The 19,461-nt window shown below is 44.8% G+C and carries 14 protein-coding genes; 1 reads left to right on the top strand and 13 read right to left on the bottom strand.

The genetic code is table 11. From position 1 onward, the window contains the following. Window positions 1-103: 103 nt before the first annotated feature. Entirely contained in the window at window positions 104-1,963 is a 1,860-nt protein-coding gene (gene uvrC, locus R8695_RS03115) for an excinuclease ABC subunit UvrC (RefSeq protein WP_118510883.1), read from the bottom strand. A gap of 67 nt (window positions 1,964-2,030) precedes the next feature. Then, window positions 2,031-4,190 carry an ATP-dependent zinc metalloprotease FtsH gene (gene ftsH / locus R8695_RS03110; protein ID WP_154780936.1) on the bottom strand — a complete coding sequence of 720 codons (2,160 nt, stop codon included), beginning with the start codon at window positions 4,188-4,190 and terminating at the stop codon, window positions 2,031-2,033. Between the two features lie 184 nt (window positions 4,191-4,374). Between ftsH and R8695_RS03105 the strand changes: the two genes are divergently transcribed. After that, entirely contained in the window at window positions 4,375-5,856 is a 1,482-nt protein-coding gene (locus R8695_RS03105; RefSeq protein WP_118510885.1) for a DUF1846 domain-containing protein, read from the top strand. Between the two features lie 196 nt (window positions 5,857-6,052). Here the strand turns inward: R8695_RS03105 and R8695_RS03100 are convergent, their stop codons facing one another. The 11 genes from R8695_RS03100 to R8695_RS03050 all read right to left on the bottom strand — a co-directional run bounded on the left by R8695_RS03100 (window position 6,053) and on the right by R8695_RS03050 (window position 19,382). Beyond that, window positions 6,053-6,796, bottom strand: a complete 744-nt coding sequence (locus R8695_RS03100) for a glycerophosphodiester phosphodiesterase (RefSeq protein WP_118510887.1) — start codon at window positions 6,794-6,796, stop codon at window positions 6,053-6,055. A gap of 116 nt (window positions 6,797-6,912) precedes the next feature. Beyond that, entirely contained in the window at window positions 6,913-8,244 is a 1,332-nt protein-coding gene (locus tag R8695_RS03095; RefSeq protein WP_118510889.1) for an ABC transporter substrate-binding protein, read from the bottom strand. Window positions 8,245-8,292: 48 nt separating this feature from the next. Next, complete coding sequence (locus tag R8695_RS03090) at window positions 8,293-9,132, bottom strand: carbohydrate ABC transporter permease (protein ID WP_243139596.1); 840 nt, start codon at window positions 9,130-9,132, stop codon at window positions 8,293-8,295. A gap of 83 nt (window positions 9,133-9,215) precedes the next feature. Next, window positions 9,216-10,073: a carbohydrate ABC transporter permease gene (locus R8695_RS03085; RefSeq protein WP_118510893.1), complete on the bottom strand. Its 858-nt coding sequence runs from the start codon at window positions 10,071-10,073 to the stop codon at window positions 9,216-9,218. Window positions 10,074-10,141: 68 nt separating this feature from the next. Further along, window positions 10,142-11,275: an ABC transporter ATP-binding protein gene (locus R8695_RS03080; RefSeq protein ID WP_154780937.1), complete on the bottom strand. Its 1,134-nt coding sequence runs from the start codon at window positions 11,273-11,275 to the stop codon at window positions 10,142-10,144. A gap of 105 nt (window positions 11,276-11,380) precedes the next feature. Next, the gene (locus R8695_RS03075; protein ID WP_154780938.1) at window positions 11,381-12,175 is read right to left on the bottom strand and encodes an HAD-IIA family hydrolase; all 795 of its coding nucleotides are present in this window, start codon (window positions 12,173-12,175) and stop codon (window positions 11,381-11,383) included. 255 nt (window positions 12,176-12,430) lie between these two features. After that, window positions 12,431-14,593, bottom strand: coding sequence for a hypothetical protein (locus tag R8695_RS03070; RefSeq protein ID WP_205730806.1), 2,163 nt, complete (start codon window positions 14,591-14,593; stop codon window positions 12,431-12,433). 134 nt (window positions 14,594-14,727) lie between these two features. Further along, entirely contained in the window at window positions 14,728-15,543 is an 816-nt protein-coding gene (locus tag R8695_RS03065; RefSeq protein WP_154780939.1) for a carbon-nitrogen hydrolase family protein, read from the bottom strand. A 356-nt stretch (window positions 15,544-15,899) separates the two neighbouring features. Further along, entirely contained in the window at window positions 15,900-16,916 is a 1,017-nt protein-coding gene (gene galE / locus R8695_RS03060) for a UDP-glucose 4-epimerase GalE (RefSeq protein ID WP_118510901.1), read from the bottom strand. A 181-nt stretch (window positions 16,917-17,097) separates the two neighbouring features. Continuing rightward, window positions 17,098-18,015: a sugar phosphate nucleotidyltransferase gene (locus R8695_RS03055; RefSeq protein ID WP_154780940.1), complete on the bottom strand. Its 918-nt coding sequence runs from the start codon at window positions 18,013-18,015 to the stop codon at window positions 17,098-17,100. A gap of 95 nt (window positions 18,016-18,110) precedes the next feature. Next, window positions 18,111-19,382 (bottom strand): ABC transporter substrate-binding protein, encoded by a 1,272-nt coding sequence (locus tag R8695_RS03050; RefSeq protein ID WP_154780941.1) that lies wholly within the window; start codon window positions 19,380-19,382, stop codon window positions 18,111-18,113. Between the last annotated feature and the right edge of the window lie 79 nt (window positions 19,383-19,461).

The raw sequence follows: 19,461 nt of genomic DNA, 5'->3' as shown, positions 1-19,461 counted from the left end.
ATGTTTCTACATATTTCATAAATTACTGTCTGTTTTTCCACATCAGATAACTAACGTGCCAACAAGTTGATTCTTGAAACAATCTTGCAGGATGAATCTTTAGCTATTTGTTCTCAACAGGCACATGAAAGAATTCATATACTTTCTGCGCACTTCCTGCATTCATACTTTCTGTCTGCGCCAGTTCTTCCAGGGATGCATCCCGGATATTTTCGATGGATTTGAACTTTCTCATCAGTGCTTTTCTTCTGGTGTCTCCGATTCCCGGGATGTCATCCAGGAGAGAATGTACCTGATCTTTACTTCGCAGAGAACGGTGGAATTCAATGGCAAAACGATGTGCCTCATCCTGAATCCTGGTGATCAACCGGAAGCCCTCACTGCTGGTGTCGATAGGGATTTCCAGGTTATTGTAATACAATCCACGTGTTCTATGGTGATTATCTTTAACCATACCACAGACAGGAATATCAAGTCCCAAATCTCCCAGAACTTTCAGCGCAATATTTACCTGGCCCCGGCCTCCATCCATCAGGATCAAGTCCGGCATGAGGGAAAAGCTGTCATACTCGTCTTTTCCCTCATGGGTAAATCGTCTGGTAAGTACCTCCTCCATACTTGCGTAATCGTTGGGTCCCTGTACCCATTTGATCTTGAATTTACGATAGTCACTGCGTTTCGGCTTGCCTTTTTCATAGACAACCATGGAACCTACAGATTCGAAACCGCTGATATTGGAAATATCATATGCCTCCATCCGTCGAATTCCGGACAATCCAAGCCAGTCTTCCACCTCATGGACAGCGCCGATAGTTCTGCCCTCTTCGCGCTTGATCCGCTCTCTGTCCTTATCCAGAACCATCTTCGCATTCTCTTCTGCCAGCTCCACAAGCTTTTCCTTGGTACCTTTCTTCGGCACACGGATATAAACACGCTGCTTTCGTCGTGCAGTAAGCCATTCCTCTATGATCTGCGCATCCTCAATTTCTTTCTGCAGCATGATCTCCCGTGGAATAAAAGGCGTACCCGCATAAAACTGTTTCATAAAACTGGACAGTACCTGAGCCTTCGTATCTCCCCGCGCCACACGCAGATAGAAATGCTCTCTGCCGATCAGCTTGCCGTCGCGGACAAAAAATACCTGCACAACCGCATCCTGCTCACGCAGGTCAAGGCTTTCGTCCATTGCCACCGCAATGATATCCTTATCTTCTTCTCCGTAGCTGGTGATCTTCTGACGCTCTCCGATCTTCTGAATACTGCGGATCAGATCGCGGTATTCCATGGCATCCTCGAAACGCATTTCCTCTGATGCTGCCATCATTTTATCCGTCAGTATATCAATGGTATCCTGGAAATCCCCGTTGAGAAATTTCAGAAGTTCTGTGATATTTTTCTTGTACTCTTCTGAACTCACATATCCCTGACAGGGTGCTGTGCACTGTTTCATATGGTAATACAGACAGGGGCGGTCTTTCCCACAGTCACGGGGAAGTACACGGTTGCAGGAACGCACCTTATAGAGCTTACGGACCAGTTCGATCACGTCTTTCACTGCCCCCGCACTTGTATATGGTCCGAAATACTTTGCCTTGTCTTTCTTCATTCTTCTGGCAAAAAGAACTCTTGGATATTTCTCATTGACTGTTACTTTGATAAATGGATAACTCTTGTCATCCTTGAGCATGGTATTATATTTCGGTCTGTGTTCCTTGATCAGATTACACTCCAGAACAAGTGCTTCCAGTTCAGAGTCCGTGATAATGTACTCAAACCTTCTAATGTGAGTTACCATCTGCTCAATCTTCGCACCTTTATTCCTGCTGCTCTGAAAATACTGCCGCACTCTGTTTTTCAGACTGACAGCTTTTCCCACATAAATGATTTCATCTTTCTCTCCATGCATGATATAAACCCCTGGTTTCCCGGGAAGTTTTTTCAGTTCTTCTTCTATCTGAAACATAAAATTTCCTCCATTTTATGATCCTATACTAACAAGAGCCGGGATGCTTCCCGGCTCTGTTATTGTATCACTGAATCTCTATCTTATCCAGCGTTACTGTATTCTCTTTTTCATCTGAATCTGTTTCTTTGGCCTGATCTGCGTTTGACTCATCCGGCTGTTTTTCTGTGATTTCCGCAACTGTCTCCACTGTTTTCACAGACAGTTCTTCTGTCTGTTCATTTGCAGCTTCTGCAGTTTGTTCTGCTGTCATTTTCACTGTTAAATTCTCTGCCTGTTCTTCCTGCTTGTTATCTGTTTTCTCCGGGATTATCAGATCGTCCAGATTTTCGGGAATCTCCATTCCGCGCTCTACTGCACGGAAGATCTTCATGAATTCCTTACCTGTAATAGTCTCTCTGCGGATCAGATAGCCCGCAATCTTGTCCAGCGCTTCTCTGTGACTTCCGATGAGTCTCTTGGCTTCTTCGTAGGAATTGTGAAGAAGTACCATAACTTCATGGTCAACTTCTGTAGCCGTGTCATCGCCGCAGTTTAATACTGCTCTGCCGCTGAGATACTGGCTCTCCTGTGTTGCCAGTCCCATCAGTCCGAACTTCTCGGACATACCGTATTGTGTGATCATTGCACGTGCTACCTTGGTAGCCTGTTCAATATCATTTGCGGCACCTGTGGTTACTGTGTCAAATACCAGTTCCTCTGCGGCACGTCCCCCAAGGTATCCCACCAGCATCGCTTCCAGTTCTTTCTTGGTGTTGAGGTATTTCTCCTCTTCCGGTACCTGCATGACATAGCCAAGTGCGCCCATGGTTCTCGGCACGATGGTGATCTTCTGTACAGGCTCTGCGTCTTTCTGCAGGGCGCTTACCAGTGCATGTCCAACCTCGTGGTAGGATACGATCCTGCGTTCCTGCTCACTGAGGATTCTGTCTTTCTTTTCTTTACCTACCAGAACCACCTCTACTGCTTCCAGCAGATCTTTCTGGGATACAGCAGTACGACCGCTCTTAACTGCAAGGATTGCGGCCTCGTTGATCATATTTGCCAGATCAGATCCCACTGCTCCGGAAGTTGCAAGTGCAATGTTGTCAAAGTCAACCGTTTCATCCAGATGTACATTTCTGGCATGTACTTTCAGGATCTCGATTCTTCCTTTCAGATCCGGGCGGTCAACGATCACCCGTCTGTCAAAACGTCCCGGACGGAGAAGTGCAGGGTCAAGAACTTCCGGACGGTTGGTAGCTGCCAGGATCAGAAGTCCCTTGGAAGTATCAAAACCATCCATCTCAGCAAGTAACTGGTTCAATGTCTGCTCACGCTCGTCATTGCCGCCGCCATAATGGGAGTCACGGCTCTTACCGATGGCATCGATCTCATCGATAAAGATGATACACGGCGCATTCTTCTTCGCTTCCTCAAACAGGTCACGGACACGGGATGCACCTACGCCGACAAACATTTCCACAAACTCAGAACCTGACAGGGAGAAGAACGGCACTTGTGCCTCTCCTGCTACTGCTTTTGCCAGAAGTGTTTTACCGGTTCCCGGAGGACCTACAAGCAGGGCACCTTTCGGGAGCTTGGCTCCGATGGTCGTGTATTTTCCAGGATTGTGCAGGAAATCAACAACTTCCTGAAGTGATTCTTTCGCTTCATCCTGTCCTGCCACATCCTTGAAAGTAATTCCTGTGTCTTTCTGAATATAGGCTTTCGCACGGCTCTTGCCGACACCCATCATTCCGCCGCCTTTATTCATACGGCGCATGAACACCATCAGAAGTACAAAGAGTACGATGGTCGGCAGAAGCACGCTCACCAGCATGGCTACGATCTCACTCACCGCATCCGGTGCTTCAGAATGGAACTCAATTCCGGTCCCTTCCAGTCTCTCTGTCAGCTGATCTGCTGATTCCATCTGGCGTGTATAATATTCTTTTTCCGAAAATGCAGAATCCTGATGCTTCGGTTTAATGGTCAATGTATCTGACTGAAGTGTAACTTCTTTTACATTTCCCTCTTCTACCATCTCGATAAATTTATCGTAGGTGATCTCACTGGAATTATCCTTGAGCATATTGGTAAACATGGCAAAACATACCAAAGTAATCAGGAGGCATACCAGAAACGCAAAGATCGATTGATGATTCTTATTGGGATCCTGATTGCCCGGACTCTTGTTTTTATCAGGACGATTGCCATTCGGATTATTGTCCATATGATTATCCATTTTTTTCCTCCTCTTGTTATCTTTTTTATTATAAAGAGAATTTTCTTATAAATCAACTGCGTTATTGCGAAATTACTTCGATTTTTGTAAAATTTCACCGTTACAAACGTCTCTTTTTGTAGTATACTATTGGCAAAGTGATTTTAAACATGTGATGAGATGAAAAAGGAGTGGATTTGAACAAATGAAGATAGGATTTGACAACGACAAGTATCTGAAAATGCAGTCCGAACATATTCGGGAACGTATCAGCAAGTTTGGAAACAAACTTTATCTGGAATTTGGCGGCAAGCTTTTTGATGACTACCATGCTTCCAGAGTTCTTCCGGGATTTGAGCCGGACAGTAAACTGCGCATGCTGATGCAGCTTTCTGATCAGGCAGAGATCGTCATCGTAATCAGCGCTGCTGATATTGACAAGAACAAAGTCAGAGGCGACCTTGGCATCACTTATGATGAAGACGTGCTTCGTCTTATGGAAGTGTTTACAGAGCGCGGCCTTTATGTTGGAAGTGTCTGCATTACTCAGTATGCTGGCCAGGAAAGCGCAGATGCGTTCAAGAAACGTCTGGAGAAACTTGGAATTAAGGTTTATGTACTTTATCTGATCCCGGGTTATCCGAACAACACATCTCTGATCGTCAGTGATGAGGGATACGGCAAGAATGATTATATCGAAACAACAAGACCGCTGGTTGTCATCACTGCTCCTGGACCTGGAAGCGGAAAAATGGCTACCTGCCTTTCCCAGCTTTATCATGAATACAAACGTGGTGTCAAAGCCGGATATGCGAAATTTGAAACTTTCCCGATCTGGAATATCCCGCTGAAACATCCGGTAAACCTGGCATATGAGGCAGCTACTGCTGACTTAAATGATGTCAACATGATTGACCCGTTCCATCTGGAAGCATACGGTAAGACTACTATTAACTACAACCGTGACGTTGAAGTTTTCCCTGTTCTTCAGGCTATGTTTGAGAAGATCATGGGCGAGTGCCCTTACAAATCTCCGACAGACATGGGCGTCAATATGGCCGGTAACTGCATTGTTGATGATGAAGCCTGCAAAGAAGCTGCACGTCAGGAGATTATCCGCAGATATTATAAGAGCATGGAATCTCTGGTTCGCGGAACCGGACGTGAAGAAGAAGTTTTCAAGATCGAACTTCTGCTGAAACAGGCTCATGTTACATTGGAAGACCGCAAAGTTGTTCCAGTTGCACTGCAGCATGAGGAAGAAACCGGTGCACCTGCTGCTGCCATGGAGCTTAATGACGGACGTATCATTACAGGAAAGACTTCCGATCTGCTTGGCGCTTCCTCTGCCCTGATCCTGAATGCACTGAAAGAGCTGGCAGGAATTGACCATAGTAAACACGTAATCTCTCCGGAAGCTTTAAGACCGATCCAGACTCTGAAGACTCAGTATCTTGGAAGCAAGAACCCGAGACTGCATTCTGATGAGACTCTGATCGCCCTTTCTATCAGTGCTGCTGATAATGAAGATGCGAAGCTTGCACTGCAGCAGATCCCGAAATTAAAGGGCTGCCAGGTTCATACTTCTGTGCTGCTGTCCCAGGTGGATATTCTGGAGTTCCGTAAGCTGGGTGTAGAGCTTACATGCGAGCCGAAATCTGAGCATGCTAAGAAGCTGCAGAAATAATTTTAAAGTTAATTTCTGTGATAGTATCTACAAACACTAAAAACAATAGCATATGAATCTAAAAGGTATCCTGCCTGATATATGAGTATTCATATTCATGGGAGGATACCTTTTTTATTAGCAGATGTATCTGTTTTTAATTGATCTGTATATCTAGTTACAATCAGATCATTTATATAATCCCTGCTTTCACTCTTTATTTTTCTATAATCTCAATTGCTCTATCCGGATAATTAGTGATAACTGCTTCTGCGCCGACAGCTTTTACAAGCTGGATGTGTTCTGGTTTATTGGCGGTCCATACATGCATTTTCAGTCCGGCGCGTTTGACTTCTTCCATGAACTGTGGGTATTTCAGGTGGTAGACTGCAGGATGTACGGCGTTAATTCCGAGATTTTTGGCGTACATGGCTGGGTTTACCCATCCGTCACTGAAAAGGATTCCGGTCTGTACATGATCGTCCAGTTGTTTTAACTGTAACAGGCTGTAATGGTTAAAAGAGGAATAGATCAGCTGGTCTTCCATGTTCATTTCTTTTACCAGTTTCAGGATCTTCTCTTCCATTCCCGGATAAAAGCAGATACTGTTTTTTAATTCGATGTTTACCATCATGTCTGTGGTTCGCATGAGATCCAACACTTCTGTTAAAGTTGGGACACGGTAGATTCCGGTTGGTTCTGCAGAAGTACTTACTTTTAATTCTTTTAACTGAGCCAGTGTCATGTCTTTGATCAGTCCGGTTCCGTCTGTGACACGGTCTACAGTTTCATCGTGTATAACGATGAGTTCGCCGTCTGCGGAGGTATGTACATCCAGTTCGATTCCGTCTGCGCCCTGTCTGATAGCAAGTTCAAATGCATCCAGAGTATTCTCCGGTCTGTATCCGCTGGCGCCTCTGTGTGCCCATACTTTTGTTGTTCTCTTTGCTGTTTCTGTCATTTCCTTATATGCCCTCTCTTATTTGAAATTTACTTAAACTTTTACAAACAGGGAACCGCCTGCGCAGTTCCCTGTTCTTATTATATCACTTTCAGGTTTATTTTCTTTGTAAAAATTTACTCATTCAGTAAGTTATAATCTTCGATAGATTTGTTCATATCAGAAGCCATTTTGCTGACAGCGTCTTCTGCTGATTCTTTTCCGTTGAGCATGTTTTCTACTTCTGTCTCTACGATTGCACGCGCTTCCGGGAATACGCTGAGGAGTGCACCTGCATATTCCGGTGCGGAATCGTGAAGCTGGTCGATAGCTGTCTGGAACTGTGGGTATTCTGCGATGTTGTCTTTGAATACCTGTTCGTCATGTGCTGCTGTTGTTACAGGGAAGTATCCTGTCTGTGCATTCCAGTATGCCTGGGATTCTGCGGATACAAGATATTTTACGAATTCCCATGTTGCTGCTTTCTTCGCATCATCCTGGTTGTCGAGCATCCAGAGGGAAGCACCACCGATGGATACACCGCCTTTGTCATCATCTGTGATGGACGGGAAGTATGCAGTTCCTACTTCAAAGGAACCGTTTACATCCTGCAGAATCTGTTTCAGAGATGCTGTGGAACCTAATGTGATAGCAGCTTTTCCAGATGAGAAGTCAGCAAGTCCGGAATCTCCACCTCTTCCTACGTTTGGTGCATAGCCTGCATCATAGAGTTTTTTCCACTCATTGAGGATGTTCAGAGCACCGCCGTTTTCGTCGAATACAACTTTTTCTGCTGCTGCCTCACGTCCGTTTCCATTATCTACATAATCAAGACCCTGTTTGCACATGAATTCTTCGAAAAACCATCCGTAAATTCCCATGGATAATGCTTCTCCTGCGCCACCCTTGTTTACAAGGTCATCTGCGATATTTGCGATTCCCTCCAGACTTGTAGGAACGTCAGTGATACCTGCTTTATCAAACATATCCTTATTGTAGTAGAGGATCGGTGTGGATGAATTGAATGGCATGGAATATAATTCATCATTTACTGTGTAGTAAGCAGTGATGTTTTCTTCCAGGTCAGATACATCATATCCCTCGCTGTCGATCATATCCTGCATTGGGATGACCCATCCGGAATCGATCATGAAACGGGTTCCGATATCATAAACCTGTACCAGATCTGCCCCCATGTTTCCCAGCTGAGCGCTTTTCAGTTTGTTGATGGCATCGTCGTAAGATCCCTGGTACTGGGAGTCTACGGTGATTCCGTATTCGTTTTCTTCATTGAATTTATTTACCAGATAGTCCAGTGCTTCGCCGTTGACACCGCCCATTGCGTGCCAGAATGTGATAGTTGTTCCCTCCGGGATATCTGCTTTGTTTTCTGCTGCCATGCAGGTTGTTGGAAGAACTGCACTGAATACTGTTGCTGCTGTTAATAAAACTGCGAGTTTGCGTTTCATACTTTACCTCTTTCTTTTCTTATGCTTATTTTTTAGTTTATCCATTTATCAACCTTTTACAGCGCCTGAGAACATGCCTCGGATCAGCTGCTTCTGGCCTGCGATGAAGATGGAAATGGATGGCAGGATGATCAGTACAACACCTGCGATCATCAGGGTGATGGACTGAGAATCCACGCTGTCCAGCATTCCGATACCGATCTGTACGGTACGCATCTTGTCTGAACCAGTTACAAGCAACGGCCACATGTACATATTCCATGCGTTGATAAAGGTGTAAACTGCCATAGCTCCCATTGCTGATTTTGTCAGCGGCATCAGGATCTGCCAGATGAATCGCAGATTGGAGCATCCGTCGATCTTCGCTGATTCATACAGGGAGATTGGGAATGTAAGATAAAACTGTCTGAACAGGAAGATTCCCATTGCAGATGTCAGATACGGCACGATCAGTACCTGATAAGAGTCTAACCAGTTCCAGCTGCTGACTGTCAGGTAATTGGAAATGATCGTTGCCTCTCCAGGGATCATCATGGTTGCCATTACCAGCATAAACAGCACATTTTTTCCTTTGAAATCCAGAAAGGAAAATGAAAATGCTGCCAGGGAACAGGAAATGATCTGTCCGATCGTGATCAGTCCGGCTACCAGGAATGAGTTAACAACGAATCGTACAAGCGGAACTTTCTGTAATGCCTGACGGAAATTTTCCAGGGTCGGATGTTTCGGCAGGATGTTCAGATCCAGAGTAAAAAGTTCGCTGGATGGCATAAATGCGATGCTTATTGCATATAAAAGAGGCAGAAGAACGATCAGTGCCACAACGATATTTAATGCGATATGTCCGATGGTTCTGGCTGCTCTTTTATATTTTTGCTGCGCCAGCATTTTGGCTTTTGCTTCCTGAAACTTCTGGCGTTCCAGAGCCATCTGTTTTTCTTTTTCAGCAGTGATGCTGCCTATCTGTGACATTAATATTTCACTCCTTTTTTCTCGATTTTGAACATTGCCAGGGTAAGTACCAGCACGATCAGGAAAAGTACCACTGACTGGGCTGCTGCGCTTCCGAAACGGTAGTTAAAGAATGCATCTCTGTAAATGGAATACACGATCAGGTTTGTGGATTCTCCAGGGCCGCCCTCTGTCAGGATCTTGACCTGTCCGAATGACTGAAATGCCTGGATGATATTTACTACTAATGTGTAGAACATCATTGGTGCCAGCCCCGGAAGTGTCAGGCGGTAAAATTTCTGAAAGGAACTTGCGCCGTCTACAGAAGCACGTTCGTAAATAGTTTCGTCGATGTTGCTTAAACCAGCGGAAAAATACAGGAAGTTGATTCCACTGTTGAGCCATGCAGTAAGAACTGCCACGCAGATCAGCGCGTATTTCGGATCACTGACCCAGTTGATGTCCAGATGGAAAATCTTGTTGATGATTCCCACGGACGGATGAAGCATGATCTTGAAGACCATAGCTGCTGAACTGGATGCGATCGCCATTGGCAGCGCATAAGCGGTACTGAAAAAACGGATTCCCGGGAATGTTTTGTTACATAGGATTGCTGTGGTAAGTCCCAGGATCATGCTGACTGCTACCACAATCACAACAAAGATCAGGGTTACTGCCAGACTGTTCCAGAATGAGGATGACTGGAATAAATCTTTGTAATTGCCAAGTCCTACGAATAATTTTGCCTGTCCCATCTTGTTTGTTTTGAAGAGACTTAAATACAGAGTCTTAAAAAACGGATAGAATAAGAAGATTCCGAAGATCAGGAAGCTTGGAAGCAGGTATGCGTAGGCGCCTGTGTTTTTTAACTTCTTCATGTGTTGAACACCTTTCCTTTTTTATATTTTCATGAGTTATATGAAACTCCTGAACGATCTTATTTTTCTTACGAAAACGCCCCTCTTCTCAGCGTAATATTCTCCTGCGTTTCCAGATCAAACGCGGAAATATATGCCATATTGATCCAGAGTGTTACTTTATCACCTTTATCAATCAGGCTGTCACCGGAAACTTTTGCACAGCAGTCCTGGCCATTGTGATTGAAGTGGAGGATTACTTCTGCTCCCAGAAGTTCTCTGGCTGTAACTGTTACTTCCAGTTTCCACTCGCCTCTGGTATCTGCCTGCGCAGGTTTTTCCAGGAAATATTCCGGGCGGATTCCAAGTTCGATGTTTCTGCCAACATAGCCCTGTCGTTTCAGAATTTTCCACAAGCAATCCGGGATTGGAATGTTTCCGTCGTTCTCTGTGCAGAAAGTAGGAACTCCTACTTTTTCCATTACCAGACCCTTGATGAAGTTCATGGATGGAGATCCAATGAAACCTGCCACGAAACGGTTTACCGGGTAATCGTACAGGTTCTGCGGGGTGTCTGCCTGCTGTACCACGCCCTGATTCATTACTATGATCCTGTCTCCCAGAGTTATTGCTTCTGTCTGATCATGGGTAACGTAGATGATAGTGTTTCCAAGAACTTTGTGAATGTTTGCCAGTTCTACACGCATCTGGGTACGGAGTTTTGCATCCAGATTGGATAATGGTTCATCCATAAGAAGTACTTTGGGTTCACGGATGATGGCGTTTCCGATAGCCACTCTCTGACGTTGTCCGCCGGAAAGATTCTTTGGCCGCTGTTTCAGCAGATTTTCCAGCCCCAGAAGCTCTGCTACCTGATGTACTCTGCGGTCGATTTCTTTCTTCGGTACTTTTCTTACCTGTAAAGAAAAAGCAATATTATCATAAATGTTCATCTGTGGATAAAGGGCGTAGCTCTGGAAAACCATTGCCAGGTCGCGCTCTTTTGGCTCCAGATAGTTAACCAGTTTGTCTCCAATCCATAATTCACCATCGCTGATGTCTTCCAGTCCGGCGATCATTCGGAGTGTGGTTGATTTTCCGCATCCGGACGGTCCGACAAATACTACCAGCTCACCTTTTTCTATTTCCAGATTAAAATTCTTTACTGCCTGAAAGCCGTTTTCGTAGCTTTTGCAGATGTCTCTTAATATGATTTCTGACATTTAATTTCCTTTCCTCTCCTGCTTTTACAACTTTTATAATCAATATTTTTCATCAGATATCCTGTGGTGGGCTGCTTTAACAACGCAATGGTTTCGCAGACATCTCTATGAAAAATATCCGACAAGTTTTCCCAGTGACTGACACCGGAAGCCGTTTTTCCATTCCTCTGCACTGGCTTCGCCTGTCAGTACCAGACAGCTGTCAACTCCTGCACGTTTGCCGCATTCCATATCTGTGTAGATTCTGTCACCAATGAGCAAGGTCTGTTTCGGAGTACATCCTGTTTCTTCCAGACAGGCATATACCATTCCGGGTGCCGGTTTGCCGATGTATTCCGGTTCTCTGCCAACGGACGCTGTGATCATCCGGCAGATGGAACCGCAGTCCGGAACCATTCCGAAATCGATGGGACAGCGCAGATCCGGATTTGTCGCAAACCAGGGAACCTTTGTCTCAGTAAGCTGCTTGCAGACCTGAACCAGTTTCTCGTAGGTCAGTTCTGTGTCGTAAGCGCAGAGTACGCAGTCTACATCATCCTCTGCCTGATCTGTAATGTTCAGACCTGCTTTTCTCAGTTCATTGCAATAGGTTTCTGTAGCTGCTACCAGGATTTTTTCATTTCCGTAATATTTCTTCAGGAAATCTCTGGCATAAGTTCCGGCAGTGATAAATTCCTCTTCTGTAGTTTCAATGCCCCAGTCATGAAACTGCTCTACATAATCTCTGGCTACTTTGGATGAATTGTTGGTAAGAAAGCGGAAAATTCCGCCATTTTCCTTTACTGTATAAAGAAAGTCTGCCGCACCCGGGAGAAGTTCACTTCCCAGAGCAACGGTTCCGTCGATATCCAGGAGGAACAGCTTTTTTTCTTTTATCATTGATGCAAGGTCATGCTGCATATTAATTTTTATCTCCTGTTTCTGATTTATGTTTAGAGTATCAGCAGGTAGCGAAGCAGATATTTTCTCTGCCTGACTCTGTCTGTTTTAGGGCTGCCTGCTTTTGACCACTGGCATTATTATAAAAACTTTCTGACTTCCCCAACAATCTTGTTTACGTCAAATAATTGTTAAATGCACATAAAAAAATCACGGTTGTTCGCCGTGATTTTTTTACATTTCTAATTTTTTACATTTCTATATGGAGTTTTATTTTTACAGGTTCTCCGGTTTTTCTGTTTCATAGTTAGACCAGTCATCCACGGATGTGGCACTTGAAGTATCTGCGCTGTCCTGATAGGAACCTACTGTGATAGTATAATCACTGTCACCTTCTACATAAGTTGTTCCGTCTGTGCCTACGATGGAGACTGTTTTGCCGTCTGCATCTGTGATGGTTCCTGCATTTGACATGGATGTGATGGTGCTGTCACCTGTTACTGTCCAGGTGGATTCTTTGTCGATCACTACGTTGCAGTAGCCATCTCCTCCGTTTCCTGCATAAGTTTCGTCATTGACAAATGCGCCTTCCAGTGTGCTGCCGTTAGTCATGTAGAAGTCAAGGTCACTGATGGAATCCCAGATTACATTGCCTTTCATATCCTGGCTGTCTGCTGTAAAGCTGCAGTCAGATCCATTGGCACCGCTCTGACCCCATCCCCGCTGGTTGTTGTTTCCTGTGCACTGCAGGAAGAATTCGCTGTCGTCATTGTATGTGATATCTACGTCTTTTAATGCGATGGTGCATTCTGTGTTGGTTGTGTAAAATAAGCCGCCATTCTGGGATGTGATGGTACCGCCGTCCATCTGGAAGGTACTGTTACCTACCTCAGAGTCACCGGACATGCTCTGGTAGAGGATCACTGTCCAGGTTGTGTCGTTCTGGTCATCATCGCTCATGTTTCCGGTCAGGTTGCTGTTGTAAAGTCTCAGGGAGTTTAAGCCCTCGATGCATACTGCTTCTGAACCGTTTGCTGTCAGTTCTGCGTTGTTGACTGCAATATCTGCGGTACAGTAAACTGCCGGGGAGCCTACACCGTTGGATGTGTAAGTACCGCCGTCCACTACCATTTTTCCGCCGCCTCTATCACTGCGGATCGCTGCAGAGGATTCGCCGTTAGTCTCAACGTTCAGATTCCATGCATAAAGTGTTCCGCCGCCTGCTGCGTGGATTCCGCCTGAGGTATCCTGCTGTGTGGTAATATTGGTATCTGCTGCGTATACCGTTCCATCGCCGTATGCGAAGAGTCCTGCGCCTCCTTTGCTGTCTGTGCTTACTGTGCTGTCTTTGACATATGCGTTTCCATCTGTGGCAAGGACTGCTGCTCCTACACCATAGAAGCTGGAGTTATCACCGCCCTGGCTGTCGGAAGAGGTTCTGGAAATTGCATCATTGTTAAATGTAACTTCTGCACCATTGGAAACAAGTGCTGCGTTCTCGTCTGTTCCTGTGGATTCCAGGGATGTGTCGGAAACAGTTTCGTCTGAGCTGTATTCGTTGGCTGCATCATAGCTGTCCACACCGGAAGCCTGACCACCAGGACCTCCCTGGCCGCCGCCCATTTCCATGGACTGAACTATGATGGTTGCTGCATTTCCGTCATCGTCTAATGTGATTGCTACTACGTCGCCTTCTTTGATGTCGTCTAATGTGATCTCTTCGGTCTGACCTGTGCTGTCTGGTGCCTGGCCGTTGCCGTCCGGAGCTTCGCTCTTTTCTTCTGTCTTTTCACTGTCGGATGTTTCGGATTTATCTTCTGAATCGCTGCTTTCTGTGTCATCGGATGCTTCATCTGTTTTTTCTGAATCGTCTGTTTCCTTAGTATCATCAGATTTTGCATCTGCATTATCTCCATCCGACTTCTCAGGAACCTCTCCGCCAGGTGTTTCCTGACCTCCGCCCATGGACTGTTTTGTGATTACTGTATTGTCTGTAACTGTGACTTCCTGTTCTTCGCCTGTCAGATCTAGCATAGATGGTGCTTCTCCGTCTGGTGCTTCACCTTTGTCAGTTTTATCATCAGGTGTCTCGCCCGTTGATTCTGTATCTTTGGCATCGCCGCCTTCCTTCGCATCATCTTCGTCCGGTTTCTCCGGAGCTTCTCCATTCTCTCCGCCCTGTGGCTGTTCGCCATGCTGGTCCATTTCTTTTCTGGTTCCTACTGCGATAGTAATTTTCCCATCTTCTACAGATTTTACTTCTCCAAGGATTTCATTTGATTCTTCTGTATCTGATGCCTCTGCTGTATCTTCTGTGGTGTCGCCTGCATCCTGAGTGCTCTCTGTCTTGCTGTCTGCTGCAAATACTGTTGCTGCAGATCCTACAGATGTTGCTGTGATCATAACTCCCATAATCATTGCCAGATGTTTATGCTTCATAGTGATACCTCGCTTTATACTTTTATAATTCTTATTTTTTTAGTTCTTTTGTTTTTGTTGGTGGTATTACTATATCTAATAAATGTGTTTGATCTATGGTCAGTTTACGAAAAAAATGTGTCCTCTTATCTTTCTTATAAATGATACATCTCACATTTGCGGTGTTTCAATAATGGAAGCTGTTCTCTGATCTGGTCTTCCCGATCCAGATCTATTTCTTCTATTAAGATGCCTTCTTTCTCATCCAGCTGTTTCCTGACCTGTCCCCAGGGATCAGACACAATGGAATGTCCCCAGGAAATATATCCTGCCTGTGTGTCTCTGGCAGGAGCACATCCAAGCATATAAATCTGGTTATCAAGGGCTCTTGCACGGAAACTAAGTTCCCAATGCGCAGGGCCTGTAGTCATGTTAAACGCTGCCGGAACGAAGATCATTTTCGCACCGTCCAGTACCATTGTTCGGGCAAATTCAGGGAAACGGATATCATAACAGATCATAACGCCCATTTTCCCGAATTCCGTATCAAATACTGTAGCATGATCCCCCGGAGTCAAAGTATCTGATTCCCTGAAGTACTGGCCGCCTTTTACATTGATATCGAAAAGATGGGCTTTCCGATGTTTCCCGATCTGTTTTCCCTGTCTGTCAAATATATAGGAAGTGTTAAAAATATTTCCGTCCGCATCCCTTTCAGGCATGGAACCTGCAATAAGATAAATCTGGTATTTCTCAGCCAGTCCGGACATTGCCTGCCACGCCGGTCCTCCCTCTTCCTCTGCATATACCGGAAAATTTTCCGTCTGATAGGGACAACAGAACATTTCCGGCAGTATCACAAAATCCGGTTTCTGTGCACTCACTTTTTCTATATATGCACCTGCTGTCCGTATATTTTCCATTTTATCCGGTACCGTATGCATCTGGATCGCAGCTGTTTTTATTTTCATCTAAACATCCATCCTTTCTTCCCGGCTCATTCCTGCCACGATCGAACCATAGATTCCCGTTCCGATCACTACAGATAATGCGTTGATGATTACTCCAATAGGCATAACTTTTTTCTCTCTCCTTTACCTGATTTCAGACAGACGCCGTATTTCTGACATCTGCCTGAAATTTATTTATTATGTAACTTGTTATGCATCATTTTTCAATACATAAAATACCACTTTCCAGGCATGGCCTGCAATTCAAAAACAGGAGCAACCTATTCCTGTATGGAATACAAAAAAAGCAGCCCTCACCAACTGCATATTCTGCTACGGTAAGGTCTGCTTTTACTTTTTTATGAATTCTGTCCTGATCAGTCTTCGTATCCGTTCGGGTTATTGGACTGCCATCTCCAGGAATCTGCGCACATTTCCTTAATTCCGTTCTCTGCTTTCCAGCCAAGTTCTCTCTCTGCTTTGGAAGCATCGGAATAGCATGTTGCGATGTCACCTGCACGGCGCGGTTTGATCACATATGGGATCTTAACGCCTGTAGCAGCTTCGAAATTCTTTACGATATCAAGAACACTGTAGCCTTTTCCTGTACCAAGGTTATAGATGCTTAATCCGGAGTTGTCTTCGATCTTCTTGAGGGCTTTTACATGTCCCTTGGCAAGATCAACTACATGGATATAATCTCTTACACCTGTTCCGTCCGGAGTATCGTAATCGTTTCCGAATACACCAAGTTCTTTCAGTTTGCCTACTGCAACCTGTGTGATGTATGGCATCAGGTTATTCGGGATACCGTTTGGATTCTCTCCGATGGTTCCGCTCTTGTGAGCACCGATCGGGTTGAAGTAACGAAGCAGAACTACGTTCCATTCCGGATCTGCTTTCTGGATGTCTGTCAGGATCTGCTCCAGCATGGATTTGGTCCATCCGTATGGGTTTGTACACTGTCCTTTCGGGCACTCCTCTGTGATCGGGATGATAGCCGGATCTCCATATACAGTTGCAGAGGAAGAGAAGATAATGTTCTTTACATTATGTTTTCTCATCACATCTACCAGTGTTAAAGTACCGGAAATATTATTCTCATAGTATTCCCACGGCTTTACAACGGATTCTCCTACAGCCTTCAGTCCTGCGAAATGGATGCAGGAATCAATATCTTCTTTATCAAAAATTTCATTTAAAGCATTACGATCCAGAATATCCGCTTTATAGAACTTCACTGGTTTTCCTGTAAGTTTGGATACTCTTTCCAGAGATTTCTCGCTTGCATTGCTTAAGTTATCCAGAACCACTACATCATATCCGGCATTCTGCAGTTCCACAACTGTATGGCTGCCGATATAACCTGCTCCACCTGTAACTAAAATTGCCATAATAATCTCCTCCTAATCAGTCTGCTGTCTGTTGCCCATGTTCTGGGCAGTAACAGCCTTTGTTTTCTGTAAGTTCATTTCCAGTACATCGTTTCGTAAATAACGATATACCAGCTCTTTATTACAATCATTATACTAGTTCACAGTATCTGTAATATCCTTGAAAATTCTGAGCGGAATCTTAAAAATCCTGCGGATATAATCCTTCATCTTTCATTCTCTGGATTGCAGCCACAACTACCGGCTTATCCTCTTTATAGGTGACTCCATACCACTTATCCATGGATTTAAGAACCTTTACAGTTGCCTTGTTTTCGCCCAGAAGCTCATCTACTACAAACGGCAGAAAATATTCACATTTCATAGGATTTACCGGAAGATTTTCCTCCAGGAATTTCGGGAATCTTGCTTTTAATTCCTTCAGAATGCTTTCTGAAAATCCCCACATGTTCATGGAAACCGTACTATCCTGCGGTAAAGCGGTCCATGTTTTGCCCTCATCTTCTGTATAGGCAACATTACCCTCATGTCTTTCGATATGAGTACGCTCATGAATCTTCTGCAAATGTCCTTCTTCATCTGTCACGCAAACGCCTCTGGCCACATGACCATTCTCTGTCAGAGTATTCTCAAGCTTATATCCTACCATCATATATCTGTAGATGCCATCCTCATCCTGATTCTGTGTCAGGAAATCATACGCCATCCTGAAAGCATTTGCTCCGTAATAATCATCTGCATTGATCACGGCAAATGGTTCGTCGATCTCATCAATACAGCTTAATACCGCATGACCTGTTCCCCAGGGTTTGACTCTTCCTTCAGGAACCTCATAGCCCTCTGGAAGGTTCTTAAGATCCTGAAATACATAAGTCACATCCAGATGTTTTCTCAGCCTGTCTCCGATCGCAGCTTTAAAATCAGCTTCGTTTTCTTTCTTGATAATAAAGATTACTTTTTTGAATCCGGCTTTTACTGCATCATAAACAGAAAAGTCCATGATGATATGCCCTTCTTTATCTACAGGATCGATCTGCTTCAGACCACCATAACGGCTTCCCATGCCAGCAGCCATTACTACTAATACTGGTTGTTTCATAATAACAATCCCCTTTTTCTTTTTAATTCTGTTTTATATTACCACATTTTGGAGTTCTTGGGGTATTTTTTCTCTTATTGAGCAAAATTTCTCCCTTATCCTGTGATTTCACTGAGATGAGCGATGAATTCCTCCGGTGTCTCCGTAAGTCTGACCAATCTCAGAAGTTCCTCGCGGATTTCCTCTTTATAACCTTCACTTCTCTCCAGACCTGCAGCCCACATATAAGGGGTAGTCATGTTTTCCAGATAAGTTCTGGCATCTGCGATCGCTTCCGGCCACTGGGTAAAATCCGAATCTGCCGGAATGGAATTTACGGTTTCTGTCATTTTCATATCATATTCTCCGGTGCACAAAGAGTACGCGAAATCAAAACTCTCCTGCTTTTTCTCAGAACTCTCTGTGATCCCGAAGCCCTGTGCGCCAATCATCACACCTTCTGTTCCGTCTTTTCCCTCTGCCGGGGCAGGCCACGGAAAAAATCCCCACTGGATCTGAGAATCTGTTTCCTTCATGATCTCATCCGGTGCCCAGGATCCCTGCAACACCATAACAGATTCTCCGTTTCCAATCTCATTCTGTCCTTCATGTTCAGGGGCAGGCGCTTCTTTGCTCATATATCCTGCGAAAAAAAGAGTTCTGATATCCTTCGCAGCCTGGAGAGCCTCCGGAACCTGATCCCAGGTTCCATTGCGGATCACTCTGAGTACGGCATCCTGTCCAATATATCTGGCAAGCTGATAACCATAGAGCAGGTCTACTGCATTCTCGTCACAGGTCATGGCATTCAGGCCACTGTCACTGTTTTTTATCTTTCTGCATACCTTCAGAAGTCCTTCCCAAGTTTCCGGAATATCATCCTCTGTAAAACCTGCCTCTTCCCACAGTTCTCTGTCATACCATACTCCTGTAATATAGGGCTGGTAAGGCATGGTCAGAAGCTGTTCTTTATTCCACTTTTTCATCTGTTCCCTGAGTATCGGCATAATGTGCGTCTGATAATTCATGGTCTCTGCCATCTTATCCAGCTCTGTAAGATATCTGCTGTGATCCTGGATCATTCTCTGGTAATCATCGTCAAAAAGGTCTATTTCCTCCCCTGCATCCAGCGCAGGTCCGATAAGGTCGGAGATTTTTCTCCCCTTCCATTCTATTTCCACAGAAATTCCCGTGGCTTCCTCATAGGCCTCTGCGGCTTCCCTGATCACATCTGCCTGGGGTTCATCATCTTCCCACATGGACCAGTACACGATACTCTGCTCGGGGATCTCTGTGATCTCATCTGAGGCTGATACAGGAACTGTCCCCGCTGTGAACAACAGGGAAAAACATCCCGCTCCTGCTGCAATACTTCTCCATTTTTTCATACCGAAAATACCCTCCTGTTATGAGTTTATTTTCTCTAATAATTCCCTGTGTGTCAATCCCCTAAATTATCACTCTGTC

This window comes from Blautia luti (assembly GCF_033096465.1).
Classification (GTDB): domain Bacteria; phylum Bacillota; class Clostridia; order Lachnospirales; family Lachnospiraceae; genus Blautia_A; species Blautia_A luti.
The sequence above is the reverse complement of the archived record's forward strand: the minus strand, read 5'-3'. Positions and strand labels throughout refer to the sequence as shown.